At 38.9% G+C, this 26,230-nt stretch carries 24 protein-coding genes and 1 tRNA gene; 10 read left to right on the plus strand and 15 right to left on the minus strand.

The window, feature by feature from the left end; genetic code table 11:
• Positions 1–121: 121 nt before the first annotated feature.
• Positions 122–655 carry a sigma-70 family RNA polymerase sigma factor gene (locus JWQ54_RS05170; protein WP_299581225.1) on the minus strand — a complete coding sequence of 178 codons (534 nt, stop codon included), beginning with the start codon at positions 653–655 and terminating at the stop codon, positions 122–124.
• Positions 656–1,420: 765 nt separating this feature from the next.
• On the minus strand, positions 1,421–1,870 hold the full coding sequence (locus JWQ54_RS05175; protein ID WP_299581227.1) for a cupin domain-containing protein: 450 nt from the start codon (positions 1,868–1,870) through the stop codon (positions 1,421–1,423).
• A gap of 618 nt (positions 1,871–2,488) precedes the next feature.
• Here JWQ54_RS05175 and JWQ54_RS05180 point away from each other — a divergent pair.
• From JWQ54_RS05180 to JWQ54_RS05190, 3 genes are all read left to right on the plus strand, one after another.
• Positions 2,489–3,358, plus strand: coding sequence for a hypothetical protein (locus JWQ54_RS05180; RefSeq protein WP_299581230.1), 870 nt, complete (start codon positions 2,489–2,491; stop codon positions 3,356–3,358).
• A gap of 318 nt (positions 3,359–3,676) precedes the next feature.
• Positions 3,677–6,709 carry a two-component regulator propeller domain-containing protein gene (locus tag JWQ54_RS05185; RefSeq protein WP_299581232.1) on the plus strand — a complete coding sequence of 1,011 codons (3,033 nt, stop codon included), beginning with the start codon at positions 3,677–3,679 and terminating at the stop codon, positions 6,707–6,709.
• Positions 6,710–6,770: 61 nt separating this feature from the next.
• Entirely contained in the window at positions 6,771–7,418 is a 648-nt protein-coding gene (locus JWQ54_RS05190) for a response regulator transcription factor (protein WP_299581234.1), read from the plus strand.
• Between the two features lie 341 nt (positions 7,419–7,759).
• Here JWQ54_RS05190 and JWQ54_RS05195 read toward each other — a convergent pair whose 3' ends face one another.
• From JWQ54_RS05195 to JWQ54_RS05225, 7 genes are all read right to left on the minus strand, one after another.
• Positions 7,760–8,281 carry a hypothetical protein gene (locus JWQ54_RS05195; protein ID WP_299581236.1) on the minus strand — a complete coding sequence of 174 codons (522 nt, stop codon included), beginning with the start codon at positions 8,279–8,281 and terminating at the stop codon, positions 7,760–7,762.
• 18 nt (positions 8,282–8,299) lie between these two features.
• Positions 8,300–8,578 (minus strand): Hint domain-containing protein, encoded by a 279-nt coding sequence (locus tag JWQ54_RS05200; RefSeq protein ID WP_299581238.1) that lies wholly within the window; start codon positions 8,576–8,578, stop codon positions 8,300–8,302.
• Positions 8,579–8,701: 123 nt separating this feature from the next.
• Positions 8,702–9,196, minus strand: coding sequence for a type VI secretion system transmembrane protein TssO (locus tag JWQ54_RS05205; protein WP_299581240.1), 495 nt, complete (start codon positions 9,194–9,196; stop codon positions 8,702–8,704).
• 72 nt (positions 9,197–9,268) lie between these two features.
• Positions 9,269–9,667: a hypothetical protein gene (locus tag JWQ54_RS05210; RefSeq protein WP_299581242.1), complete on the minus strand. Its 399-nt coding sequence runs from the start codon at positions 9,665–9,667 to the stop codon at positions 9,269–9,271.
• Position 9,668: 1 nt separating this feature from the next.
• Positions 9,669–10,187 (minus strand): hypothetical protein, encoded by a 519-nt coding sequence (locus tag JWQ54_RS05215; RefSeq protein WP_299581244.1) that lies wholly within the window; start codon positions 10,185–10,187, stop codon positions 9,669–9,671.
• Between the two features lie 898 nt (positions 10,188–11,085).
• Positions 11,086–11,172: transfer RNA gene (locus JWQ54_RS05220), tRNA-Ser, on the minus strand.
• Between the two features lie 98 nt (positions 11,173–11,270).
• A complete protein-coding gene (locus JWQ54_RS05225; protein ID WP_299581246.1) occupies positions 11,271–13,337 on the minus strand; it encodes an HDIG domain-containing metalloprotein in 2,067 nt (688 codons plus the stop codon).
• Between the two features lie 113 nt (positions 13,338–13,450).
• Here JWQ54_RS05225 and JWQ54_RS05230 point away from each other — a divergent pair, with 113 nt between their 5' ends.
• The 5 genes from JWQ54_RS05230 to JWQ54_RS05250 all read left to right on the plus strand — a co-directional run bounded on the left by JWQ54_RS05230 (position 13,451) and on the right by JWQ54_RS05250 (position 17,212).
• Positions 13,451–14,308 carry an SPFH domain-containing protein gene (locus JWQ54_RS05230; protein ID WP_299581249.1) on the plus strand — a complete coding sequence of 286 codons (858 nt, stop codon included), beginning with the start codon at positions 13,451–13,453 and terminating at the stop codon, positions 14,306–14,308.
• Between the two features lie 4 nt (positions 14,309–14,312).
• Positions 14,313–14,822 carry a hypothetical protein gene (locus tag JWQ54_RS05235; protein ID WP_299581252.1) on the plus strand — a complete coding sequence of 170 codons (510 nt, stop codon included), beginning with the start codon at positions 14,313–14,315 and terminating at the stop codon, positions 14,820–14,822.
• Between the two features lie 3 nt (positions 14,823–14,825).
• Positions 14,826–14,996 (plus strand): Arc family DNA binding domain-containing protein, encoded by a 171-nt coding sequence (locus JWQ54_RS05240; RefSeq protein WP_299581255.1) that lies wholly within the window; start codon positions 14,826–14,828, stop codon positions 14,994–14,996.
• Positions 14,997–15,109: 113 nt separating this feature from the next.
• On the plus strand, positions 15,110–16,288 hold the full coding sequence (locus tag JWQ54_RS05245; protein ID WP_299581258.1) for an acetyl-CoA C-acyltransferase: 1,179 nt from the start codon (positions 15,110–15,112) through the stop codon (positions 16,286–16,288).
• A 9-nt stretch (positions 16,289–16,297) separates the two neighbouring features.
• Positions 16,298–17,212, plus strand: coding sequence for a hypothetical protein (locus tag JWQ54_RS05250; RefSeq protein ID WP_299581261.1), 915 nt, complete (start codon positions 16,298–16,300; stop codon positions 17,210–17,212).
• 58 nt (positions 17,213–17,270) lie between these two features.
• Here JWQ54_RS05250 and JWQ54_RS05255 read toward each other — a convergent pair whose 3' ends face one another.
• Complete coding sequence (locus tag JWQ54_RS05255; RefSeq protein ID WP_299581264.1) at positions 17,271–17,744, minus strand: DUF1801 domain-containing protein; 474 nt, start codon at positions 17,742–17,744, stop codon at positions 17,271–17,273.
• A gap of 363 nt (positions 17,745–18,107) precedes the next feature.
• On the opposite strand from JWQ54_RS05255, the gene JWQ54_RS05260 reads away from it, so the two are divergent.
• Positions 18,108–18,437: a cupin domain-containing protein gene (locus JWQ54_RS05260; RefSeq protein ID WP_299581267.1), complete on the plus strand. Its 330-nt coding sequence runs from the start codon at positions 18,108–18,110 to the stop codon at positions 18,435–18,437.
• Here the strand turns inward: JWQ54_RS05260 and JWQ54_RS05265 are convergent.
• Positions 18,427–18,966, minus strand: coding sequence for a DinB family protein (locus JWQ54_RS05265; RefSeq protein WP_299581269.1), 540 nt, complete (start codon positions 18,964–18,966; stop codon positions 18,427–18,429). The genes JWQ54_RS05260 and JWQ54_RS05265 overlap by 11 nt on opposite strands.
• 4 nt (positions 18,967–18,970) lie before the next feature.
• Positions 18,971–19,984 (minus strand): glycosyl hydrolase, encoded by a 1,014-nt coding sequence (locus tag JWQ54_RS05270; RefSeq protein ID WP_299581271.1) that lies wholly within the window; start codon positions 19,982–19,984, stop codon positions 18,971–18,973.
• 123 nt (positions 19,985–20,107) lie between these two features.
• Between JWQ54_RS05270 and JWQ54_RS05275 the strand changes: the two genes are divergently transcribed.
• The gene (locus JWQ54_RS05275) at positions 20,108–21,670 is read left to right on the plus strand and encodes a L,D-transpeptidase family protein (RefSeq protein ID WP_299581273.1); all 1,563 of its coding nucleotides are present in this window, start codon (positions 20,108–20,110) and stop codon (positions 21,668–21,670) included.
• A gap of 254 nt (positions 21,671–21,924) precedes the next feature.
• Here the strand turns inward: JWQ54_RS05275 and JWQ54_RS05280 are convergent, their stop codons facing one another.
• From JWQ54_RS05280 to JWQ54_RS05290, 3 genes are all read right to left on the minus strand, one after another.
• Entirely contained in the window at positions 21,925–22,710 is a 786-nt protein-coding gene (locus JWQ54_RS05280; RefSeq protein WP_299581275.1) for a murein L,D-transpeptidase catalytic domain family protein, read from the minus strand.
• 225 nt (positions 22,711–22,935) lie between these two features.
• Positions 22,936–23,514, minus strand: a complete 579-nt coding sequence (locus JWQ54_RS05285) for a nitroreductase (protein ID WP_299581277.1) — start codon at positions 23,512–23,514, stop codon at positions 22,936–22,938.
• Between the two features lie 147 nt (positions 23,515–23,661).
• Complete coding sequence (locus tag JWQ54_RS05290) at positions 23,662–26,094, minus strand: thiamine pyrophosphate-dependent enzyme (protein ID WP_299581279.1); 2,433 nt, start codon at positions 26,092–26,094, stop codon at positions 23,662–23,664.
• Positions 26,095–26,230: the final 136 nt, after the last annotated feature.

The raw sequence follows: 26,230 nt of genomic DNA on the forward strand, positions 1-26,230 counted from the left end.
TTCTACATCAATTCAGCCTCCAACTGATTCATTTTGTTTTTTAAACGTTCATTTAGATATACAAAAAAATAAAACGGTTAACCAAAAACTATCCCTTAAAGCGGGGGCTGTTTTCACTAAATTATTCCACACTCATTAAACTGCTTAATTTCTTCCTGGCGCTTGTTAAAACCGCCTGAGAAGTGTAAGCTGAAATATTCAGCAAACTGGCAATTTTTTCATGCTCATAACCCTCAATAACAAAAAGGTTAAAAACTATCCTGCAAAGGTTTGGTAATTGATGCAGCATTTTAATACCATTACTGCCGGAAAAGCCGTCTTCTATATTATAGGGATTGGAATCCATATCGTCTGTTTTTGATTCAGGTACCAAGGCAGGAAGTTGCCTTTTATCCAAATAATGTTTGATAGATGCCTGAACCATAAAACAGCGCAACCATTCTTTAAAAGCCGTAGTTTCTTTATAATCACTTAAACAAGTGAAAGCCGAATAAAAGCCCTTGTTCATAATAATGGATGCCTCTTCCCTGTCGCTTGCGTAACGTAATGCGATGCTGCATGCGAAGCTATAAAAGGCTTTATATAATTTTTTCTGATGTTTTTTTTTGTCCCTTAAACATCCTTTTATCAAGTCCCGTAACACTGATTTTTCCATTCACTTACATCTTTTTCAGACGATTAACTGTTAGCAACCCCTGTAACCGGTGCTTAGGGCTTATCACCCGAGATCATTAACCGCGTTAAAAATATCCCTGTTTATTGTATTGTCCCTCAACATGTGAGGTGTGATTCGTTTTTTGCTTGTTTACCATTCCAAATAAATATTGATGATTGAAATTTATTTTTAGCTGCATGATATTTAACGTAAAAATATACTCACACTGATTTTCATCTCGTATATGGATAAAACTTCGACATTTCTGTTGAGGTTGCATTTATTTCAAATGCCCGCATCATATGCTTAGGTATTTGATTACAGATGCAAACATAAGGCGATATCGCACCGGAACAAATCCCCAAAAACGGGGATGACTATCCCCCATTATAGATAACCGGCGATCTCAGATCCTGCAAACGAACCAGATCACCTTTTTCAATCAGAATATCGGAATTAAGGTAATTATCGTTTCGTATGACCGATGCTGGTATGGAAGGGACATTGGTGACTAGCCCATCTCCTGGTTTCTGCCAATCGTCAAAATATTTACCATAAAATCAAAATTATTACAAAATAAAAGTATCTCAAATTTCCGAAAGGGGTGATTTCATCACAGGATAAAATGGTTCCGAATTCAGCCTTATCTATGGCTACATCTGCCATCATTCGCATTCCAACTCACGACCTTTTTCCGCTATGTTTAAAAGGCTGACTGGTCAACAGTCCAACCTTTATTAGTATCCAACAGCTTTATAACAATAATTAGAGGCTGCCGCCTGGAGGGCCTAAAGTAATATCGCCGATTTCGCCGGAAAGCTTTTCAAACAGTTCCATGTCAATAGATTCTACAGGTGGTATATTCTCAGGACTGTCGGTTCCAAACTGGGTCAATAATAACCCAAAGCCGGCTGGGGCAAATGTTTGAAGTGTTCTGGTAATACCTTGTTTTTGCGTTGCTTCCAGCGAATGCGGCATTCCTTTTGGGATAAAAAAATACTGACCATTGTATAAAGTAATTGATCCTTTTTTAGTGTGAACGGTCATTTGTCCTTCAATCACATATACCAGTTCAGTATAACCACCATGTATATGCGGCGGTGTTTTTACACCAGGTTTTGATCTTTTTTCAACCTGGTCATACTCCAAATCAGTGTTGTGAGGATCGGTAATAACATAATGATGCGACCCGAAAAGCCAAAAAGAGTTTTTCATAGTTTTGATATTTATAAATGTTCGCAAACATTTGTTTTTTTATCGTATTAGTGCAATCCCCAAATTCGGGGATTGTTTTTTTGTCTTGTAATCGGTTAAAGCTATTCTTTAACCGGTCCGGTTCAGATATAAATCAATACAAGGGTTCTCCGGTGGATATTCCGGAAGGCTTGACCAGGTAATTTTGTGCACTTTCTTCTCCGGATTTTCAGTTAACGGCATGCTCAATTATCCCTTCCTGGACACGACTCGCGGACCAACTGAGCTGTATTAGCTGAGGCGCCGCCGGGAAATGCCCCTTTATTACTTGAACACTTCCTGTTCAATCATTGATAAGGAATATCTTGTTGATATATACTTGCGGGTATTAAAAAAGCCTCCATATTCCCAATTGTGGTGATGAGCTCCCATATTGTGGTGATATCATCCTCCCTATATTGGTAGCTGTTAACTAGCCGGATGTGAAGCACATTTGCAGTGTAAAATTATTTACCGGTTTACGGCATATTAAAACAAACGACATTGCAGTAAACCAGCATTAAACATAAAAATTACAAGCTGGCCAGCGCGTATTTTTTTTAAAACATAAAAACAAAAACAATTCAAAAAAAATCGACTATGAAAATTAGCTTTCTAAAATCAAGTACTATACTTGGCCTGGCATTGGTGATTGGCCTGGCATCTTGTTCAAAAGACAATAACAATAATTCTCCTTACAATTCGCCGCAGGCGCCTGCAGCAACCGCAACGATACAGTTGGCCAATAATGCAAAATTTGGAAACATTTTGACGGACAAAGCGGGGCGTACCTTATACAGCTTTGCGGTTGATGCAGCTGCCCAGTCAAATTGCAACGGTAACTGCGCAATAACATGGCCTGTTTTTTACGCTCCTAACCCATCATTAGGAACAGGGCTAAAAAGTTCGGACTTTGGGGTGATAACCCGTGCCGATAACAGCAAACAAACCACCTATAAAGGTTGGCCGCTGTATTACTACTCTGGTGATAACAAAGCAGGCGACACTAATGGAGATGGCGTTGGCAAAACCTGGTTTGTTTCAAAACCTGATTATACGGTAATGCTTGCTAATGAGCAGTTGCTTGGTGGCGATGGTATAGCCTACAACAGTCAATATAAACCAGGTTCTGAGGTTGTACAATATATTACGGATGATTACGGCAGAACGCTGTATAGCTTTATAAAAGATAAAGCCAATAACAACACTTATACCAAATCTGACTTTAGCAATAACAGCGTTTGGCCTATCAATCAAATTTCAAAGGTGTTATATGTGCCTTCAATTCTTGATAAATCAAAGTTTGGAACAATCACCGTATTCGGAAAACCGCAGTTAACTTTTAATGGCTGGCCACTGTACTTTTTTGGCGCAGATGCAGGTGTAAAAGGTAGCAATAAAGGTGTAAGTGTAGGTCCTGGCGCATGGCCGGTTGAAAATACTACTACCCCCGCAGCTCCTGCAAACTAACATATTAACTTTTATATCTTTTATATAATACAGGCGATCTTGTTTATCGCCTGTATTGTATTTAAATCAAGATAATGTAATAATAAAAAATTTCGTAATAATTAAAAACACAGGCAACTATACATTTGCCAATTACGTGATAGGATAAAATAATGTTGTAACATCTATGAAATTAAGCAACCGATGTATGACATATCCTATTACTAACTTTATAAAATCCACCTGTGTTAAATGAAATATCTTGCCACTCCCCCTCTGAACAAGTTGATTGCCATAAGTGTCTTTTTTTCTTTTCTAACAATTATTTTAAGTGCTGGTATGGCTGAAGCACAGGTTGAAAAGTCCCTTTTTAGAAACATCGGGACCGAAAACGGCCTGTCACATGATAAAGTAAATTGCATTATGCAGGATCGGCGCGGTTTTTTATGGTTTGGTACCGAGGATGGTTTAAACCGTTATGATGGCCGGTTCTTTACCATATTTAAAAATCAGCCCAATGATACTACATGTATTTCAGGTAATATCATAACAGATCTCCATGAAGACAAAAAGGGCATCATCTGGATAGCTACGGCCGATGGCGGACTTACACGGTACAATTATCATTTGCCAGTATTAAAGCAATTCAAACAATTTAAATATGATGCACATATTGCTAACGGTATTCCGGAAAATAACATCAGTAAAATTGCAGAGGACGAAAACGGCAATTTGTGGCTGGCTACCAGCAATAATTTTGTTGTAAGATTTAATAAGCACAGTGGAAAATTTGATATGCCTGTAAAAAACGGCACCAGGAGCATTTTGTCGTTGGCTATGGCTGGTCGGGATACCTTATGGGTAGGTCGGGCAGGTGGTGGTTTGTTAAAGATAAATACCAGCACACTTCAGTATAAAGTTGATGCCCGTTATAATAATTTGTATACAAAGCTGCCTCATACCGCTATAACTTCTATTTTTAAAAGCGGTGATAATACCATGTGGTACGGGGCATGGGACAAAAAATTATATAGTTATGAGCCTTTAACGCAGACAGAAAAACCATACAAGCCTACTATAGCTGAACCAGAAGTGCCTAATGACGAGATCGTATCATTTACAGAGGACAGGCGGAAAAACATATGGATGGCATGCCAAAGCACAGGAGTGGCCGTTTATGACCGGATCGCGCATAGCTTTACAAATTACAGGCATGATGGTAAGGACGGATCATTGATTGATAACAACGTAAATACTGTATATACCGACAGGAGTGGCATTGTATGGATAGGTACAGATAATGGGATAAGTATATATGACCCGGTTTATTCGCCTTTTCAGCAATTCTTTTTGCCTAAAAACAAAAATGGGGACGACATCTCCATTTATGATTTTTACAGGGATGATCAATACAACCTTTGGATAGCAACCAGCGACGGCATTTATATAAAACGGCACAGTAAAAATAAAAATGGGTTTGAGCACAGAAAGATCATCTATAACGGGCAATCCCTGGCTGCTACCAAATTTTTTATAGATAAAGATAAAACGTTTTACTTAGGCACCGACTATACTTTGTTTAAATATAATTCGCAAACCAACCATGTTTCACTTTTGCCCAATACCTCGTCAGACATGGTGATGAAAAAGCTGATCAGTTCAAGGATAGTGTCTGTAGTACGCGATACTATTGCCAATCATCCGGTGCTGGTGGTTTCGCCTTATGGCCATTATATGACCTATTATGACCTGACTGAGAAAAAATGGGTATCGCGGGTTGACTCGGTAAAAAAGATCGTAAGGAACTTAAATATTAAAGATAACCTGATCAAGAAATTTTATAAAGATAAAAAAGGCGGCCTGTGGCTTGCAACAGAACGCTTTGGCCTGGGCGACTGGCGGCGGTGCACTACGCCTATAAAATACTTTACCAATGATGTAGGCAATAACTCATCTATCAGCAGCAATGATGTTTATGATATAGAGGAAGATAAAAAAGGTAATCTATGGATAAGCACCTATGGTGGCGGGCTTAATTATTTCAATCCCACAGCAGGCAAGTTTGTACACATCAAGGAGTCAAGTAATTTAACCGAGGGCCTGCAAACAGATCTGCGTGGAAATGTTTGGATGGTATGTGACGGTCACATGCATGAGTATAACCCCTTAACAAAAATATACAGTTGTTATGACCTGCCCAACCTTAAAAAAAACGGCGGGGTTAAAGGGTATGTTTACAAGGATAATTATGATAACCTGTATGCTGGAGGTGTGAATTTCTATATCTCATTTAGTCCGGTGGGTATCAGTAAAATAAAAAATGATCCGGATGTTTACTTTACCGATTTTAAGATATTCAATACCTCGTATAGCCAACTACTTGAAAACAAAACCATCAGCTTAAATCATGCCCAAAACTATTTCTCCCTGGAGTTTTCTGCGCCTGAATATAGCAGCAATCATATTCATTACGATTATATGCTTGCAGGAGTTGATAAGGATTGGGTTGATGCCGACAGGCGCAACTTTGCAAGCTATTCAAACCTGCCGGGCGGCAAATATGTGTTTAAGGTAAGGGCTTGTAACTGGAAAGGCAGTTTTATCAATAAGTACACGTCTATCGTTATTGTCATTAACCCCCCGTTTTGGCTGCAATGGTGGTTTTATACCCTTCTGGTTCTTATTATAGCATCGGTTTGTTACTTACTTTACCGGTACAGGATTAACGAGTTCCTTAAACGCCAGTCAATCAGGAACGGGATAGCGCAGGACCTGCATGACCATATCGGCTCCACCTTAAGCAGTATATCTATTTACAGTAAAGTGGCCAAAATTTACCAGCAACAACAAAAAGACGATAAACTGAAAGAAGTATTGCATACTATCGGCGAAACAGCCAATGAAACCATTACTGAAATGTCTGACATTGTATGGACCATAAATCCTAAAAATGATCATATGGATAGTATTGTTCAGAAAATACAATCATATGCCCAGCCACTTTGTGTAGCCCAAAATATTCACTTTGAATTTAATTGTGATAGCAAAGTTAAAAACCTCACACTTGAAATGGCTGCCAGAAAAAACTTTTTTCTGATACTTAAAGAGTTGTTGAACAATGCAATAAAACATTCAGGATGTAAAAATTTAACGGTTAATATCAGCCTTAGTAATTACAATCTTGAATTTCATATACAGGATGATGGAATTGGGTTTGATCCCAGCCTTAAATATGCCGAAGTATCCACCTCGCGGGGAGGGAACGGGTTAGTTAATATCAAATCAAGGGCCGAAGATTTGAATGCCAAACTTAAAATTGAAAGCGGAATTAATAAAGGAACTCAAGTGGCTCTGGCATTTAGTATCCATTGAGACCCTCCCCGTTATACTATAAATTTATCACGATTTAATCATTTATAAAAAACCAACGAAAATGAGTATCCGAATAGCCATATTTGACGATAATAAAAACATACGCAACAGCATTATCCTGTTATTAAACACCGATCCGGTATTTGAAGTAGTTGGTACATTTAGCGATGCCCAGCACTGTGTTGAAAATGTATTGACCTCAAGGCCTGATGTAATTTTGATGGACATTGAAATGCCCGGAGTTAATGGCATTGAGGCTGTTAGGCTTTTAACCAGGGAGTTTCCGCACATCCAAATCCTGATACAAACCGTGTTTGAAGACGACGAGCGTGTTTTTGATTCCATATGTGCCGGTGCATCTGGTTATATTTTAAAAAATCAGCTCAACAGCTCGTTAACTGATGCCATTAAAGAACTGCAAACAGGCGGCTCTCCCATGAGTCCTTCCATTGCCCGCAGGGTACTAAACTTACTGCAACAGGGTTATCAGAACAAGCGCCAGCCGGCAACAGAAGAGTATAACCTTACTGCCCGCGAAAAAGAAGTATTGACTGCTATTGTAAATGGCCTGAGCTATAAAATGATAGGTTACGAGTTAAATATTAGTTATGAAACTGTACGGAGCCATATCAAAAAGATTTACGAAAAACTGCATGTAGCTTCTCTTACGGAGGTTGTTGCAAAAGCTATTAATCAAAATATAGTTTAAACATTATAATGCGTTCTTAATTAATAAAATGAATAAGCAAAGAATTATTGCATTGCCTTTATTGTTTGCATATGTTAATAGGAAGAGCATTTGGACTATGACAGGCTTTACAGGCTAATTTAATCTCCCGGATTAATAAAGGTAATTCTGCCGGAAACTGACTTCATTATTAGTAGCAACTTACACTATTCCTCTTTTATCAATATAAACATGATTAACCTGATCGTTAACGAAGGCACCCATAGACAGCTTATAGCAGACATTGACGGAGGAGTGATATATTTAATATGCTCTCCTTATATCATTGGCGACATTATGCCCCTACCCTTTTGATATTATTATTACCTCCTGAATACCCCTAAGCTTAATTTTTTTTCGGCGGAATGATTGACCCTTAAACAAGACCCTAACTGTGTTTTGATGCTTTCTAACTGAAACCTGGTATTGAACAACGAATCTTGTATACCAGCCATTTGTGTAACATCGTCGGTCATTTTTTTATACAGAAGAAAACTGCTTGTGCCTGTTTGCTCCTGCTTAATAAGATCTTTGATCTTAAAGTTGGCGTTCTGAATATCTTCAAGCATGGATGCCTGGTTATCCATTTCTTCGGAATTGATGGTTGTAAATTTAGAAAGCTCATTAAATGCTGACAGGATAAGGTCAAACTGGGTATTCACGTCCTTTCTTTTGGAAAGCAGTTGTTCGGCCTGGTTTGCCTCATTCCGGAGAAGGTTATATTCATAGCTCTGCGCAGCAAAAAACAGATACAGGCAAAATATAGAAAATGCGGCAAGCGCGGTAAAATTAATTGCGAACAGCACGTACGATCTGTTTAATTCTTTAGCATTTATAGGTTTCATGATGTTTATGTTAGAAGGTTATAAAAAAATAGCTGGTTCGTTATAGGATGCATTGTGTACCAGCACACCCTCTTCGGTAACAAAGTAATTCTCGTTATCCCAAACAGAAAAATTATACACTACAGCGCTCCTGGTTATTGAGCCTGTATTTTTTATGGCTACCGGTTCGCCCACAATGTTTTCCAACTCATCGCCGGGATAAAGCTCTTGTATCTCGCGCCATTCACCTTTGGTCAGGAAACGGTGATCAGGCGTAACTTCAAATATTGTCCCATTTTGCAATTCAACAACCATCATGGTAAGGGTTCCAGGATTGCAATAAAAATGTATAGAAAGAAGTATCCCATGGAATTACTGCTTACTGCTTTTTCATTGTTGTTTATTGTGTCAGACATATAGGTGTTTTTATTTTTTTTTTAATTAGCGGCCAGCCTGGTAGCCGATGGTTTCTTTCAGTTGACGGATAGAAAGCTTACAGTCATCTAATGATTTCTTTAAATTTTCAATGTCATTGTTATTGCCCTTAAGCTCACGCCTGTTAAAAAAGAGTGCGTTATAGAGCAGGGAAAGTTGCAGAAAGGTCTTATACCGTGGATCAAACGCGTTTCTGTCGTAATTGGATTTGATGGAACCTAAGGAATATTTGATATCGTTTTCCAGAAAAGCGGCCTTAACAGCCGGGTTAAAGCGTATGATCTGTTTATAAGCGGTATCAACAGTAGCGCGCTGCACCCTAACGGTATTTTCAAATTCTGCATCCTGTGCCAGCTTAGCTGTCAGGTCTTGTTTTGAAATAATCTTGTCATCCCCAAAATCATGAAACAGGCCAAAACCTATCAGACTTACGGTAAACAGAAATACAGTTATTAATAATAAAAATTGATCTCTTCGTTCTTTTATACTCAGTTTTATCATCGCAAAAGGATATACATTTTCGTGATTAATTAATGGTTCAAACCTCAGGATAAAATCACGGAGGCCATATCCCTAATACCGGGGATGTGATCGCCGCTTTTGGTAGTGCCTGACATAAAAGGGGGAAAGACCAGTAAGAAATGTCTTTAGCTGCGCTATTGTGTCTTTCTTGAACGGGGTTCGGTCATGATTTTCAAACGACGCTGCAAGTAGCGGTAGTTGCTCCAATTCTGCCGTTAAATCGGCGCGTACGCATTCATTTCGTTGAGCGGATGAGTTTTTGATATCCATCTGGCCATAGAGCGCAAAAACATCCCGGAACACAATTTCGTTCAGATGGTATGCTATGCCGGCATTTCTGGATCGTAAAAAATTGAATGCCTCTTTTTTGAATTTCCACACCACGCTGGCGTCAAGCCGGGTATAGGTATCCTGGATAAATGCCTGAATTTCATTTTGCAGCTCATACAACTTACGGTCTATGGTATCCGATATAGGGCATCACCATATCCAATTTACCCACATTGAAACCATTCAGTTGATGAAGCTTAAATGAAACAACTTCAAGCACGCCAAGAATAACATCGTTTTTTACAATCGGCGTCATGATAAAACTTTTAACTTGTTGCGAAGCCAGCTTGACAGAGATGACACTTTCCGGGTAATCCTTCATAAATTTCCCGATATCAGGCACAATCAGATGTTGCCGGGTATTAATCAATGTCTTATATAAATGGGTGCAAAGCATGCCGATGTGATGACTTTGCTGTATCCCATTTAATAGAAAATTTTGAATTTGCTGTTCAAACGGCGATATGCTGAGTATTCCTTCCTCTTGCTCAAAAAGTGAAAAGCCGACATTCTGATCAGGAATATTAAATACAGAACTGAATATCCTGTTCAGGTTTTGTTGAAGATCCGGAAAACTCCGCTGGCCGAGAAAGTTGTTTTTTAATGTGGCAATAGCAGCTTCTTCCGTTACGTCAATCATGGGTCATCAGGGCAAAACCTTTTAGTATCCAGCTTGCAGGCGGGAATTTGGCTGTCCAGGCGGCCGGTTGATCATAGTTTTTAACGGCATCTGCCTCTTTAGCGTTGAATTATGATTCAAACTTTTAACTGTCCTGAACCAGTTATGTAATTTTTTTACAAATTCAAGATAAGGGATAGAATACTTATATCGTCCGTTTTGTATTCAGTTTTAAGAAAGTTGGAAACATGGCGGTATGAGGTATTAAAATTAGTTAAGGACCTTTGGCGACACTTTTCCCGATCATTTTTTTTAAGTCCTCGTTGTGAGTTTTGAAAAGTGAAAGCAACATCTATTTCCTTTGACCGTCGCCGCATAGAATATCCAATATTGCAATTGATGTCACTACCCTACCCCTTTCAATCAGCTGCATCATAGACTTTATTTTCCAATATATCCAGGTATTCATTAAACGACCTTGATTCTGCCTTGTTGCCGGTAGCCCCTGTTGACTTTGGCATTCCATTTCTCCGGCTCCCATGATCTTTTTGTCGAAATTTCTTTAGGATACCATCGACTGTAATTCGCAGATAAATCGGCAAGGAATCATCCGTGTAATCCTTTGGCTTTCTTAAAATAAAATAATAAGCCCAAACTTTTTTCTAACATAACGATAGTTTTTTAAGTGAATAAATATCGAAATGCAGTAGTAAAAAGTCAAGATGTTCGCTCGTCGAACATGTTGTAAACCAAATAGTTCCACCATTTTGGGTGAGTAAATTTTTTCTAAAAAAATTTACTCACCCAATCACTCACCCATTTATTGAGTTTTTTTGCATTTTTTTGAAGAACCCATAAATGAGAAAAGCCTGTAATCATAGATTTACAGGCTTTTGAGTATTTTTGATGTTGTCATCAGCGGTGAGGGAGGGATTCGAACCCTCGGTACAGTTTCCCGTACGTCAGTTTAGCAAACTGATCCTTTCGGCCTCTCAGGCACCTCACCATATTTGATTCTTTCGAACCTTATTCCAATAATTCCCTTTTTTTCGGGATTGCAAATATAGCAATTAGGCTTATCCCTCAAAAAAAAAGTTCGTTTTCTTAATAATCAACCCGTACGTGATAAATGCTCATCAGCATTTTTTTAAATATTGTTTTTATTGTTTCAATATCCTTCAAGGTTATATCACTGTCTTTCAATTGGTTTTGATCAAGTTTATATTTTACGATCCTGTCAACAAGGTTGCTTATTGATTGCTCATCCGGCTCTTTTAATGCCCGCGAAGCAGCCTCCACTGAGTCGGCAAGCATCAAAACACCTCCTTCTTTTGAGAAAGGAATAGGTCCCGGGTACCTAAAAGTGTTCTCATCTATGAATTTTTCAGGAAAATTTTTCAAAAATGACTGGTAAAAATAATCCACCCTGGTATCGCCATGGTGTGTGCGGATAAAGTTGATCACAATTTCGGGCAGGTTTGCTTTTCGGGCCATTTCAATCCCCTTGCTTACGTGCCTTATAATTATCTGTGCGCTTTCCTGGTAAGGAAGTTTATCATGCGGGTTAAATCCGGATGTCTGGTTCTCAATAAAAAACAATGGGTTCTCCATTTTGCCAATATCATGGTACAATGCTCCTGCCCTAACCAGCAAAGCATTGCCTCCGATACTGTAGATAGCATTTTCGGCAAGATTAGCTACCTGTAATGAATGCTGAAAGGTACCGGGTGCAGTAAAAGCCATTTCGCGGAGCAGGGGCGCATTAGTATTGGTAAGCTCTATCAGGGTAATATCAGATGTTATTGCAAAGATCTTTTCAAAGATGTAAATGAGCGGGTAAGCCAGCAACGTTAATAAAACACTTACCACAAAAGGTAAAAAATCCATCCAGTCAATACTCCTGATGCTGCCTTCGCGAATAAACGAGATCCCAAGGAAAGAAACAAAATAAGTAAACGTAATGATGAGTGCCGAAATAAGGAACTGTTCGCGGCGGATCAGGTTTTTGATGCTATAAATAGAAACCATCCCGGCAGTAATTTCAAAATAGGCAAATTCAAAGCTGTTCGGCACAAAAAATCCGGCTATCAGCACAACCAATAAATGGATGTTCAAAGCAAGTCGGGTATCAAATAGGATTCGGATGATTATTGGAACAATGCAATAAGGTATATAATATAAATTGGGCAGTTGCAGTTTTATAGCTATCGACAAAGTGAACAGCATTGCCGTAATTACAAGCAGTATTAAGCTTACAAGGCGGTTGTCAGCGTAAATATCCTTGCGAAAAAGATATAAAAATACTATAAGCAGGGTAATAGCAATGCCAACCAATAAAACCTGGCCAAGCAAAACCAACCTTCTGTCGCCGTTTATCCTGGCATTATCTTCGAATGCTTTTTTGTATGATTGCAGTTTTTGATAGGCCTCATCGCTCACAACTGAACCTTTGGCTATAATTACCTCACCTTTTTGAACCATCCCCCTTGTAGTTGACAGATTTTCGACCACTTCTTTTTCAAGCCTTGACGTTAGCTTGTTATCGTAAGTCAAATTTGGCTGCAGCCTGTTACTGACCAAATCAAGCAAAAAAGCTTTATCCAGATCCTTATGGGCGCTTAAAAACTGATCGCAATAGTTTAAAGCTTTTTGCTTGGTAAAAATATCAGCTGTGTTTTTATCAGTTGCCAAATTATAGGTTAAAATAGTTACCTGGTAATTTTCTGCATTCTGCTGATATTTAGGGTTCAGCGTTAAAACACCTTTATCATAAATTGATTTTAATAAATTATAACCCGTAGATGCATATTTTGCCTTTTTATTATCAGGGATACCGGCGCCGTGCCATTTTATTTCAAAGTCATTCTTAAATCCTTCAAGCTGATGTTCAGGCATGTCTGGATCTGCCTGGTATATTGGAGTTATGCTTGCCAGCGCAATCTTTTGATCGCTTTCAATTTCCTGTTGTGTTTTTAATATGGCAAAATTGTAAGGGGATATAAGGTCCTTCTGGTTCCAGATGCGCCCTTTTTCAATATCGTAACTAAATTTTGCCTGTTTGGGAAGAGTAAAAACAATTACGCAAATGCTCGCCAGCATCATTAAAAACTTAACATTACGGGAGTATTTGCGAAATAATGCCTTTTGGCGCGATGAAGATAATTTAGCCATTTATATGTTTGTGTACCAAAATTAATATAAGTTTCCATTATATGCAGTTTTTCTTGCTTTTGTGAAATAAATAATGATATCTTTATGATATCATTTTAAAATCACTTTAAATCATGAATACTGAAAAAACCATCAACCCTCCTTCCGGTTACATTGCTTTCATTTTATTCCTGATACTGCTTGCCGCAGTGATCATTTCATTTGTGTTTCAGGCTATTGTAGCTGGTATTATTATTGTTGTTGCAGATTTTATTTTTGTTTTACCGGGACTTGTTATTGTTAACCCCAATGAATCAAAAGTTCTCACACTTTTTGGCAAGTATGTGGGCACCGTTAAAAAGGACGGCTTTTTTTGGGTAAACCCATTTACAATAAAAAAGAAGGTTTCATTAAAAGCATTCAACCTGAACGGGCAGCAGCTTAAAGTAAATGACAGCATTGGTAACCCGATTGAAATTGCGGCAGTAATTGTTTGGCAAATAAAAGATACGGCAAACGCCATTTTCGCAGTTGAAAATTACCTGCAATATGTAAATATACAAAGTGAGGCGGCTGTAAGGCACCTGGCTAATTCTTTCCCTTATGATAATTTTGAAGACGAGTCGGCACACATTAGTTTAAGAGGTGGTGCTGAGCAGGTAAGCCTTTTATTGGAAAAAGAGTTAAATGAACGTCTTGATCGTGCTGGTATTGAAGTATTAGAGGCACGGATCTCCCATTTGGCTTATGCTCCTGAAATTGCGCACACCATGTTGCAGCGTCAGCAGGCCTCCGCCATTATCTCGGCCCGCAGGCTGATAGTTGAGGGTGCTGTAGGTATGGTTGAAATGGCATTAAGTAAGTTATCTGAAAAAAATATTGTTGAATTGGATGAAGAGCGTAAGGCTGCAATGGTGAGTAATCTGCTGGTTGTTTTATGCGGCGACAGGAGTGTGAACCCGGTTGTTAATACAGGCACTTTATACCATTAATAGCATGTTTAAAGCACTCGACACAAAAAAGGTAAGTGAGTTCTTCATGATAAGGAAAGGCTGGTTTAGCCCCGAATATGAATTAACAGACAATGTTTACACCTATGGTAAAATTACCTATCACCGGCTTTCAATGCATAAGGCAACCGTAGTTACAGCTACTGATACCTGGATGTTTAAACGTGAAGGTGTTTTTAGCAGGACATTGTTAATCACCGACCAAGATAGTGTGACGGTGGGACGGGCAACACAGGAATTGTTTAGTCGACGAATAGTTTTCACATTGCAAACCGGGTTTAGTGCTGAGTTTTACAGGCCATCAATTTGGTCGCGTGAATACATTTGGGAATCGGGCGATTATGGAAAAATAATGCATATTCACAGCAGTTTCTTTAGCTTAAAGGATACCATTTATATTGATCAAAGTATGGTACCGGTAACATTAATTCCCTTATTGACCTTTTTGGGATCGTATTTAATTATTTTGAGAAGAAGAAGAAAAGCGGCACATTAATTTATGGCTGAGAAGAAAGCATTTATATTACGCATTAATCCGGAAGTGCTTAAAGAGATTGAGCATTGGGCGGCAGATGAGTTCAGGAGCACTAATGGCCAGATAGAATACCTGTTGCAGCAAGCTTTGAATGAACGTAAAAAAAGCAGCAAAAAGAGGAAAATAGATCAATAATAAGTCCTGAGTCTGTAGTCCTGAGTCAAAAATAACGCAGACTTTTGACTCAAATACTATGCGTGCATACTAAAAATCACTAGATTTGCAGCACCAATTTTAAAGATCATTTCATGAAAGAAGTAGTAATAGTTTCAGCAACCCGTACTCCTATTGGCAGTTTTGGCGGCAGTTTGGCAAGCCTTTCGGCCACACAACTGGGTAGTATTGTTATTAAATCAGCTGTTGAAAAGGCAGGTTTAAAGTCTGAACAGATCCAGGAAGTTTATATGGGCAACGTATTATCTGCAAATCTTGGCCAGGCACCGGCAACGCAGGCTGCTATATTTGCAGGTCTGCCCTCTTTGCCTGCTACAACCATAAATAAAGTATGTGCTTCGGGTATGAAAGCTATTATGCTGGCTGCCCAAAGTATAGCATTGGGCCAAAATGAAATTGTTGTGGCCGGTGGTATGGAATGCATGAGCAATGTGCCTTACTATTTAGATAAGGCCAGGAATGGTTACAGGTTGGGCAACGGACAAATTACTGACGGCCTTATAAAAGACGGCCTGTGGGATGTATATAATGATTACCATATGGGTGCTGCTGCTGAGCTATGTGCTGTTGAATGTAATATAAGCCGTGAAGAGCAGGATGCTTTTGCAATAGAATCATACAAAAGGTCACAAAAGTCACAAAGTGAAGGCAAGTTTGAACAAGAAATAACTCCCGTTGAACTAAAAGATAAAAAAGGCAGCGTTACTTTATTTGCTGAAGATGAAGAACCAAAGGCTGTAAAGTTTGATAAGATCCCTTCATTAAACCCTGTGTTTAAAAAAGAGGGAACAGTAACAGCTGCTAATGCATCTACCCTTAATGATGGCGCCGCTGCGGTTGTTTTAATGAGTAAGGATAAAGCTGATGAGCTGGGAATTAAACCATTGGCAAGAATAATTGCTTATGCGGATGCACAGCAGGCACCAGAGTGGTTTACAACATCTCCGTCAAAAGCTATCCCCCTGGCTTTACATCGCGCCGGACTTGTAGCTGATGAAATTGATTTTTTTGAAATAAATGAAGCGTTCTCTGTTGTATCAATAGCCAATAATCAGCTTTTAAAACTCAATCCGGAAAAGGTAAATGTTAACGGCGGTGCTGTTTCTCTTGGCCATCCGTTAGGCGCGTCTGGCGCCAGGATAATTGTAACCCTGGTGCACGTGTTGCAGCAAAATAATGGAAAATATGGTGCTGCGGGAATTTGTAACGGAGGTGGAGGGGCCAGTGCAATGGTTTTAGAAAATTTTCGTTAATTAGGGGTGATGAAATCTCTGTTAATTACCTGCTTCATACTGGCATTAACGCCACAATTTATTTTCGCCCAGCACTCAGACGAAAGCAAGCGCATTAAGCAACTGCATTTATATGAAGATACCCTGATTAATTTGGGCAAAAAGTTTGTTAATGACGAGAACGATCTTGAGCGAAAAAATGCAAACTATGCATTTATCAAAACGCTTGTTAACGCGTTGAAAATCCAGAATTCTTTCCTTTTTCCGTTTGACTCAGTAAAAAGTGTAAGCATAATAAACTCACCTGACAACCGCTTCCGGATCTTTAGCTGGCACGTAATCAATTCAGATGGCAGTTACCGGTTTTATGGTACTATACAGCTAAATACCGGTGGTAACTTAAAGATGTACCCATTAGAGGATTACTCGCCGCTTTTAAAAAACCCGGAAGACTCTGTTACTGACAACCGTAAATGGTATGGTGCGCAATATTATAAGATCGTACCTGTTTATAGTCCCAAACTTTATTATGTGTTAATAGGCTGGAAGGGTAATACTGTGGAATCAACAAAAAAGGTAATAGATGTGTTATCTTTTAACGAAGGTAAACCTGAATTGGGAATGCATATTTTTGATGGCAATGGGAAAACCAAAGACCGGATAGTATTTGAATATACCCGCCAGGCATCAATGTTATTAAAATATATACCCGAGCAAAATCTGATCGTGTTTGACCACCTTGCCCCTCCCGACCCAAAGTTAAAGAACAAATATTCTACTTATGGCCCCGATTTGACCTATGATGGGTATAAATTAAAAAATGGCAGATGGATATACATTGAAAACCTGGACATGAGAAATATACCCGAGAACCGTGACGAGGAATATGTTGACCCTAAAAAACAAGCCGCAATTGATAAAGCTGCTGCTAAAGGAAATCATTGATGTTAGAGATTAGAGACTGGAGATCAGAGATTAGTGTCTTTATTCAAAAAACTAACCTCTAATCTCTGATCACTCCTCCTGGTCTTTTTCTGATCGGGGATACCGACTTAACTATAGTTTCGCCTTTTGTTATTTTTTTAACGGGCTTTTGCCTCGATATTGAATTCTCATAGGCAGATTCAAGCAGCTGCTTTATATACTCTTCCGGAAAATCTTCCTTGTCCCGCACCCTCAAATAACGGTATTGAGTTCCATTACCAATTAGTATTTTCTGTGGATCAGAAAAGTCTACACCCCGGTTAAACCCAAAGTTAACATGATCACTACATATGGCTATGCTGCAAAACACGTCACCAGCCTTATCCGTAGGCGACCAACCAAAAGCTACGGCGTTGTAATTATCATAAATAAGCTCGTTAGTTTCTGGGTATAGGTCCCATACAAATTCCCTTAACCATAATGCGGCAGCCTTAACACTATCCGGGTAAGGAAGCATGAATTTAATGAGATCGCTTACGGTTTCTTTTCCCATTTTACTAAGTTGAAAAAGCTAAATTAATAACACATCTTATTTATAAAGGTAAACGTATAAGTTATTGTGATTTTAGTTATTGCACCTATATCCCTCACCCGTACTGCTTTATTATAATATAAAAATACTATTTAATGGATAAAAATTACTTTTTAACAAACAACTTAAAATAAATTTATGGTTCTATTACTGTTAACGTACCTGCTCAAAAAATTCGGGCACAAACTGAAGCTAAAAGCGCTATTACAAAAGCCACAATATTTAATGGCTTTGCAACCGGTAAAAGTTCAAAGTGGATCTGTGGCGACATTGTTGCTAAAATAACGCGTAGCAGGTAAATTGTTAAATAATTACTTTTGATCTATGAGATCAACGGTTACTGATGCTTTACAGAAATTGGCCGGCAGTGATGGCGCTTTGTTCATTAAATTGATGGAGCACGGAAGTATGTCGGTTGAAATTTACCGTCCGGCAAAAACAGACAGGCAAACCCCGCATTTGCAGGATGAGCTCTATGTTATCATCAGCGGAAAGGGTGAGTTTTTAAACGATGGCGAGCGATCTGCTTTTGGGCCTGGTGATGTATTATTTGTACCAGCCAGTGTTGAGCACCGCTTTGAAAATTTCACTGAAGATTTTGCAACATGGGTTATTTTTTATGGCCCAGATGGTGGAGAAAACACTAAGTTATAAGCCTTGAATCCACATCATCGGCGTACTTATCAACCAATACTTTTACCGTAACCAACAGCTGTCCGGTATGCCGCATGGTATGTTCGGCTCCATGCACATATAAACCGATAACAGTTGATGGCAATTTTGACCAGCCTACTCCCCTGCTTTCTGTTAAGGTTAATTCGTCAGCATTTTTTAGCTGGCCGATGCAATTATCAACTTGTTTATCAAACATTTCAACTAAAGTACTTACACTATATTCTCCGCTTGGTGGCTTTCCCTCTGCTGCTAATACATCCAATTGCTGCTTATCAAGCTGCTCGCCATTGGCGTAAGTAAAAAGCCTGTTGAGCACACCAGTAAGGTGCTGCAGGTGAAATCCCGGCGATGCAAGACTTGCAGGCTTTTCCCAGAGTAATGCTTCAGGAAAGTCCGTCATTAATTCAATGATCTCTTCACGCGCCTGTAATAAAGCATGGGCAACAGGCTGTAACAAGCCTGGCATATTATCCAATGGCCCCCGCAGCCACACTTCGGGTTTATTCATATTTTTATTTCATTGAATCAAGTTTCGATTTTACCTCGTCGTGGCTTAGCGTTTGGGGCAGATTGTATATTTCTTTAACACGATCGTGCGTATTATCTGTCCAAAGCCAGCTTGTCCAAACCATAAACCAGGTCCATTGTGACTGAGCTTTTAGTATTTCTGCTTTTGGCAATTCGCCGGTTTCTGTTAGCGCAATTGGTTTTCCATTAGCTAATTTAAGCAAATCATTATAATCCTTTTGCTCATAATCAAAGTGGTATACATCGGCCCCTAAAATATCAACAAAGCTTGCACCCGGATAGTAATCTTTATAGTCATAAGCTTCATCATTAGGTATATCCCGCAGTCCATTTGCTCCCCATACCCATAATAAGTTATTTAAATGGAAATAATTTGTATACCTGTCATACATCATTTTCCATAATTTACTGATGCCGTTTTCACCCTTCCTGTTTCCCCACCAAAACCAAACGCCATTCATTTCGTGGTATGGCCGCCATAATACGGTTACACCTGCGTCCCTAAGCTGTTTCAAATAGCCTGCAATAACGTCTATTTGGGCAAGCCACTTTTTGTTAAGATCGGTACCAGGCGTAACCAGTTCATTCCATTCGGCATCACTCATTTTGGCAATTACATTTTTAGAGAACTCATATGGAGGACTATCCGTTGGTTTACCTTCATGCCACATAAGGGTGATTATATACCCTTCTTTTGACTTTTTTATAGCTTCCTCAACTATCTGCGGACCCAGATCCTTATCACCCCAATTAATAAAATCGCAGCCCCAAACAGCAGGATATTTCCCGGTGATATTTTTGGCGCTGTCTGAAAATACATTCCTGTCACTGTTATAGTTCTGCTGTCCGGATAAAATATTTTTGCCCTGTATATCATACAAAAACCTGAGGGTTTTCTTCACTCCTGCCGAGGCATTTTCATTTACAGGATTGTTTTTTTGAGCTTTTAGCTGGCAGATAGCAAATACGATTAAAATAATCAGGAAATATTTTTTCATTGGCATGCTATTGGTTATAAAGGTAAGGACCGACTTTTGTGTTTTTCAAAATTAATAAAAATCTAATATCAAGTTGTTCCCGCGAATTGCTAACAAAGCCTTATCTTTGAAACATTAATAGCTATGATTAAATTTGCCCCGGTAAAAAAAATTGCCGTCCCCCTTTTAATACTTTCTGCCTTCATTATCACTTTTCAAAGCTGTAAAAAGAAGCGGAACGAAACTGCCACCTTTTTTTTTAAAAAGACCCACAACAAAATTTACCAGGATTATACGCCCGAAGATTTTTCGAAGGTTTTTAAAAGTGAATTTACAAGGGAGCGTTCAAATTTAAAGCACGCTGATTTTATAGCAGATTATTACAGAAAAAACCATTACACACCGCAATTGGTGCTGGCTCACTTATTTAGTGGTGATTTGCAAACCATATCAGGTTACTGTTCCAGAGCCGATGAGCATGGGCTTAATCCACAAATTTTCCATGCTGATAGATTAAGGACGCTGATATATGATTTTGCTATTAAAAAAAATACAAAGAGTTTAGATTCCGCCTATCGCCAAATTGCCAAAATTGAACTTGCTGCCGCCAATTCATTAATAAATTACTCCAATGCAATGCAGTATGGGGTAATAAACCCCAAAAGTATTTATCAGCGCTATTTTTTGGCAACCAAAAGGCCTGATAGCATGGGCATGGTGCGTATTTTTCACATCGGTAATATGCAGGCGTATCTGGATAGTATTCAACCTAAAAGCCCGCAATACCTGGCCTTACAAAAGGCACTGAGAGAAAAATATGAAGATCCGGGCCGATCAGGCGAGGAAACCAAACGAATTTTATTGGTTAATCTGGAACGTTTAAGATGGCGGAATAAGCCTTCTGAAAACAAATATGTTATAGTAAATATCCCCGATTTTTTTCTGAATGTTATAGATAGCGGAAAATCGGTATTAAAAATGAAGGTTTGTGTTGGCCAGGGCCGCAATATGGACAACTCCAATACGCTTTTGGCCTACAATGATTCATGTAAAATTGATAAGCCTAATGAGCATGAAACACCTTTGCTTAACAGTTTGATACATAGTGTTGATGTTAACCCTATTTGGAATATCCCCCGCAGTATTGCTAACAAAGAGATTTTAGTTGAAGCGGCTAAGGATCGTTTTTATTTATCTAATAAAGACATTGATGTTTATGAAAACGATAAACTGGTTGAGGATCCGGAAGATATAGACTGGACAAAAATAACCAAAGAAAATTCGCCGTATGAGTTTAAACAAAACCCCGGTGCTGATAATTCTTTAGGTAAAATAAAATTTCTTTTCAAAAACAAAAGCAGCGTTTATTTGCATGATACACCCGCAAAATTGGCATTTTACAAAAAAATGAGGGCTGTGAGCCATGGCTGTGTGCGTTTGGGTGATCCGCAGGGGCTTGCCTTAAACTTGTTTGGCCCGGGAGATAAGTACGAGGAAATTGCCAAAGATATGGCGGAGGATAATCCTGGCCCTACCAGTATTTATCTGCCTAAAAAAGTTCCTGTATATATTACTTATGTTACTTGCTGGGCTGATGAAGATGGCAAATTACAGTTCAGAAATGATGTGTATGGGCACGATATTGTTTTATTTGATCATTTGCAGAAGTTCATACGGCCGATTAATCAATTAGTAGCAAAAAATTAAATCAACACGAATTGGACGAATTTATTCGAATTGCACAAATTTTCAACCTTGATAAATCGATCAATTGGAGAAATGAAATAATTCGGGGAACTAGTGTTAAGTCAACAGTAATTAGTCGTAAGTCATAAGTAAATTTTATTCTTTTTTTGGCTTAGAACTAAAGACTTTTGGCTCAAGACTAAATGTCAATTCATATATGACACGACACTAGTATTCTATATCAAATTTGAAATAATTTGAGAGAACTAGTGTTTCTATAGACTTGCTATAACACTACTATTTGTACCAGGGAAAACATAGCTTGCGGCCAAACCCTGATCCAGGAATTTTGAGTTGTAGCGATGATCGTTACCATTAATAAACATAACTGTTTTATTTTTGATGATATCTATAACCTTGTCTGATACTTCTGGTGAAACTGCCGGGCAACCATAACTACGGCCAAGACGGCCAATCTGCCCAATTGCATTTTCTCCAACATAATCAGCGCCGTGTACCACAATGGCACGCTCGCGGGCGTTTGAATTAAAACCTGCATCCATGCCATCTAAACGCAATGAACGGCCATTTTTTCCATAATAAACATCATCGGTAATATAAAAGCCTAAACTACTTTGATGCGAATCAATTTTATTTGAAAAGCTGGTAGCCATATCATCGCCACTGCCGTGTCCATGCGACACCCAAGTGTTAATAAGCAATTCATCATTGATCATATCAATAATCCACATCCGCTTTTCATGGCTTGATTTGGTTAGATCAACTACAGTAAGAATTGAGCTGGTTTGAGGTAATTTATTTGTTGCTTTTAAATTCATAAAACCCGTTACGGCTTTATTAAATACATCAAGCTCCAAACCTGATCCCTGCAAATGTGCAGACTCATAGACATTGCTGACATATTTTTCAAGCAATTCTCTGGCAGAGAAAGCTTTTTTAAAATCGATGTTATGTTTGTTAATTTCTGCCGGTTTCCAGCTGATAGTAGCAATTGCGAGGATCAATAAAATGCATATAAGTCCGCCAAGAGGTTTTCTCATTCTTTACCTGGGTTAAATCAATAATTAATTAGTGGCCTGTTTTACGTAAAGAACAGTCTTAGGGTTCTGTTTTTTTGCCACTATTTACAATCTTTTGCAAAAGTAAATATATTTTAATAATTAAAAAAATATCTTTTAATATAAGAAAAATGTATCAATATTAAATTCTATATAAATAATTTAATAAAATTGATATTTACTATAAACTACGGAAATAATTAATTATTATTTAACCCATGTGATTTTTTCTTCTATTTCAGTATTTCTTTTACCTTCCGGATATTCGTCAGCATAACCAAAATAAAGTATTCCCATTACATTATCTTCCCCGCCAAACCCTAAAAACTCTTTTAATGCAGGTTTAAGCGCCATCCCCCCCGTGCTCCAAAACGAAGCAATATTTAATGCGGTTGCACCCAGCAGCATGTTTTGTATAGCACATGATGATGATGCAATTTCTTCAAATGGCAAAATTTTTGGCAAATCGCCCCGCTTCATTACGGCTATAATTATGTGTGAGACTTTATCGCCCTGGTGCAATAAATTATCATAGATGGCAGGGATAAAGTTATCGCCAAGGCTATTTTGTTTGTATAGTTCGGCATGTTGCAGGCAAAACGCCGTGGGGTTTTCATAAATTACAAAACGCCAGGGTTCGGTATAGCCATGGGTGGGTGCCCAATTAGCCAGCTCCAATATAGCGGCAATATGCCCGTTGGGGATCTTATTACCATTCATTGCCTGCGCCTTAACGCTGCGGCGTTTTTTTATAATATTGGTTATTGCTGAAAATATAGTATCCATAGGTGTAAAAATAAAAGCGTCCTGATCAAAATGAACAGGACGCAAAAGTAAGATTATTATAAAAAATGGGATTATAAATGAGATTTAATGACAAACAGCTAACTTACTAATTAAATATTCCACCATCACTAACTCACACATCACCAATTAATAAATAGCCGGAAATTTATGCGGATCAGTTTCGTTCATTAAACTATAAACTGCTTCAATTATATCATCTAATGATGGCTTACTAAAGTATCCACCGTCTGATCCGTAAGGCGGCCTGTGTTCTTTTGCTGTAAGTGTTTTAGGCTGCACATCAAGCGAGTAATAGCCTTTCTGATCCTCAATTACCCGTTGTAAAATATAGGCAGATGCTGCGCCGGGAAGATCTTCGTCCACTATCAATAGCTTACTGGTTTTCTTCAACGAGCTGCCGCAAACATTATCTGTATCAAAAGGATACAGCGTTTGAGGATCAATAACTTCAACGCTTATACCCAATTTTTCCAGTTCTTTAACGGCTTCCATAACAATGCGGAGGGTTGAGCCATAAGATATAACTGTAATATCAGTACCCTGGTTCAGGATCTCTGCTTTTCCTAAGGGTACTGTAAATTCGCCCACATTAGCCGGTAGCCGTTCTTTTAAACGATAACCATTTAAGCATTCAATTACAAGTGCCGGCTCATCGCCTCTTAGCAATACATTATACATGCCTGCCGCCTGCGTCATATCGCGTGGCACACAAATATGCAGGCCGCGCATTGAGTTTAAGATCAACCCTAACGGAGAGCCTGAATGCCAGATCCCTTCAAGCCTATGCCCCCGTGTGCGCACTATCAAAGGCGCTTTTTGGCCGCCGCGCGTGCGGTAGCTTAAGCTTGCAAGATCATCGCTTAAAACATTTATAGAATATAAAAGATAATCAAGGTACTGAATTTCAGCTATTGGTTTTAATCCCCGCATTGCCAAACCCATCCCCTGCCCTATAATAGTAGCTTCGCGAATGCCGGTATCCGTTAAACGCAAATCGCCATATTTACTTTGTAAACCGGCAAATCCCTGGTTTACGTCGCCAATTGCACCAACATCCTCACCAAAAGCGACGATACTTTTATCACGATCAAAGTTGGCATCAAAACAAGCATTTAGCACCTCGCGGCCATCTATAAACTTCGAATCTTCAAAATATCTAACGGGTACGTTTGAAACATTTAACGGCGAATACTGCGTTCCGGTAAATAATTTAGAACTATAGCGTTTTTTGTTTTTTATATTTTCTTCAGCAAGCCAGCTCATTAGCACCTGTTTTTGCGGGGTGTTGTGCTTTGCGGTAAGGCGCAGAGATTTGCGTATAGCAGCAACCACATCCTTACGACCTGGATCAACACAACCCTGCAACTCAGCAACTACTTGCAACAATTCGTCATTTTCAGACACATCCTCAGCAAGCCTTTCAATTAATTGCGAAGCATCATTTAATTCGGTAAGGATCTCGTCGCTTAGTTCGTTCCATACTTGCTTCTGTACATCTCGTACATACTTTTTGGCTATTGCTTCCAGTTCGTCCATCTCTGCCTCCGTAGCAACGGCTGATGCTATCATCCATTTGCGCATTTGTAACAGGCAGTCATGCTCTTCTTCCCAGCCCAGGCGGTCCTTTGATTTATAGCGCTCATGTGACCCCGAAGTAGAGTGCCCCTGCGGTTGGGTCATTTCAATAACGTGGATCAAAACCGGCACATGTTCAGCACGGCAAAGCGTAATAGCGCGTTCATAGGTTTCACAAAGCGCTACATAATCCCAGCCTTTAACTTTATATATTTCGTAGCCGTTGCTACCTTTTTCGCGCTGAAAGCCTTTTAATATTTCAGATATATCTTCTTTGGTAGTTTGCAATTTAGCCGGAACCGATATGGCATAGGCATCATCCCAAACAGAAATAGCCATTGGCACCTGTAACACACCTGCAGCATTAAAAGTTTCAAAAAACAAGCCCTCGGATGTTGAGCCGTTACCTATTGTTCCAAAAGCTACTTCATTGCCTTTTACAGAAAATTTATTTAAATATTCAAGCTCTTTATTTTGCCTGTACAACTTTGAGGCATAAGCCAACCCTAACAAACGCGGCATATGGCCACCGGTTGTTGAAATATCAGCCGAGCAGTTCATGGTTTCGGCCTGGTTTACCCAGCTGCCATCTTCATTTACAAAACGGGTAGCATAATGACAGTTCATTTGCCTGCCAGCTGATGCCGGGTCCTTCTCAATTTCAGGATAAGCATATAGCTGTGCAAAAAATTCTTGCAGGTTGCTCATACCTGTCGCAAACATAAATGTTTGGTCGCGGTAGTACCCTGCACGCCAGTCGCCTTTTTTAAAGGCTTTGGCCATGGCAAGTTGAGCAACTTCTTTACCGTCGCCAAAAATTCCAAACTTAGCCTTACCCGTGAGCACCTCCCTGCGACCAATCAAACTCGCCTGCCTGCTTTCGTAGCCAATACGGTAATCATTGATCACAATCTTCTTAAAATCATCAAAACTGAGCTCTGCGGTATTCAATTGGCCGGTAGCGTTAATTGCAGTTTCGGGCATATAATATTTTGTTTAGGGGGTAAAATTATAAAATTCTATTCTGTAATTGGCATTATTCCATATAAAACGTACAGTTTGCAGAATAGTTTTGTTATTACATTAAACCTTTTATATTTGTAATAATCAAATACACAAT

The organism is Mucilaginibacter sp., from assembly GCF_028288225.1.
Taxonomy (GTDB): domain Bacteria; phylum Bacteroidota; class Bacteroidia; order Sphingobacteriales; family Sphingobacteriaceae; genus Mucilaginibacter.

Excerpts from the sequence above, each read along its gene's own strand:
- JWQ54_RS05195 (WP_299581236.1), bottom strand. The coding sequence starts at position 8,281 with ATGAAACCTATAAATGCTAAAGAATTAAACAGATCGTACGTGCTGTTC.
- JWQ54_RS05215 (WP_299581244.1), bottom strand. The coding sequence starts at position 10,187 with ATGATTGACGTAACGGAAGAAGCTGCTATTGCCACATTAAAAAACAAC.
- JWQ54_RS05245 (WP_299581258.1), top strand. The coding sequence starts at position 15,110 with ATGAAAGAAGTAGTAATAGTTTCAGCAACCCGTACTCCTATTGGCAGT.
- JWQ54_RS05240 (WP_299581255.1), top strand. The coding sequence starts at position 14,826 with ATGGCTGAGAAGAAAGCATTTATATTACGCATTAATCCGGAAGTGCTT.
- JWQ54_RS05230 (WP_299581249.1), top strand. The coding sequence starts at position 13,451 with ATGAATACTGAAAAAACCATCAACCCTCCTTCCGGTTACATTGCTTTC.
- JWQ54_RS05205 (WP_299581240.1), bottom strand. The coding sequence starts at position 9,196 with ATGATAAAACTGAGTATAAAAGAACGAAGAGATCAATTTTTATTATTA.
- JWQ54_RS05270 (WP_299581271.1), bottom strand. The coding sequence starts at position 19,984 with ATGAAAAAATATTTCCTGATTATTTTAATCGTATTTGCTATCTGCCAG.
- JWQ54_RS05280 (WP_299581275.1), bottom strand. The coding sequence starts at position 22,710 with ATGAGAAAACCTCTTGGCGGACTTATATGCATTTTATTGATCCTCGCA.
- JWQ54_RS05175 (WP_299581227.1), bottom strand. The coding sequence starts at position 1,870 with ATGAAAAACTCTTTTTGGCTTTTCGGGTCGCATCATTATGTTATTACC.
- JWQ54_RS05260 (WP_299581267.1), top strand. The coding sequence starts at position 18,108 with ATGAGATCAACGGTTACTGATGCTTTACAGAAATTGGCCGGCAGTGAT.
- JWQ54_RS05235 (WP_299581252.1), top strand. The coding sequence starts at position 14,313 with ATGTTTAAAGCACTCGACACAAAAAAGGTAAGTGAGTTCTTCATGATA.
- JWQ54_RS05185 (WP_299581232.1), top strand. The coding sequence starts at position 3,677 with ATGGCTGAAGCACAGGTTGAAAAGTCCCTTTTTAGAAACATCGGGACC.
- JWQ54_RS05285 (WP_299581277.1), bottom strand. The coding sequence starts at position 23,514 with ATGGATACTATATTTTCAGCAATAACCAATATTATAAAAAAACGCCGC.
- JWQ54_RS05255 (WP_299581264.1), bottom strand. The coding sequence starts at position 17,744 with ATGGGAAAAGAAACCGTAAGCGATCTCATTAAATTCATGCTTCCTTAC.
- JWQ54_RS05225 (WP_299581246.1), bottom strand. The coding sequence starts at position 13,337 with ATGGCTAAATTATCTTCATCGCGCCAAAAGGCATTATTTCGCAAATAC.
- JWQ54_RS05290 (WP_299581279.1), bottom strand. The coding sequence starts at position 26,094 with ATGCCCGAAACTGCAATTAACGCTACCGGCCAATTGAATACCGCAGAG.
- JWQ54_RS05265 (WP_299581269.1), bottom strand. The coding sequence starts at position 18,966 with ATGAATAAACCCGAAGTGTGGCTGCGGGGGCCATTGGATAATATGCCA.
- JWQ54_RS05275 (WP_299581273.1), top strand. The coding sequence starts at position 20,108 with ATGATTAAATTTGCCCCGGTAAAAAAAATTGCCGTCCCCCTTTTAATA.
- JWQ54_RS05180 (WP_299581230.1), top strand. The coding sequence starts at position 2,489 with ATGAAAATTAGCTTTCTAAAATCAAGTACTATACTTGGCCTGGCATTG.
- JWQ54_RS05250 (WP_299581261.1), top strand. The coding sequence starts at position 16,298 with ATGAAATCTCTGTTAATTACCTGCTTCATACTGGCATTAACGCCACAA.
- JWQ54_RS05200 (WP_299581238.1), bottom strand. The coding sequence starts at position 8,578 with ATGATGGTTGTTGAATTGCAAAATGGGACAATATTTGAAGTTACGCCT.
- JWQ54_RS05190 (WP_299581234.1), top strand. The coding sequence starts at position 6,771 with ATGAGTATCCGAATAGCCATATTTGACGATAATAAAAACATACGCAAC.
- JWQ54_RS05170 (WP_299581225.1), bottom strand. The coding sequence starts at position 655 with ATGGAAAAATCAGTGTTACGGGACTTGATAAAAGGATGTTTAAGGGAC.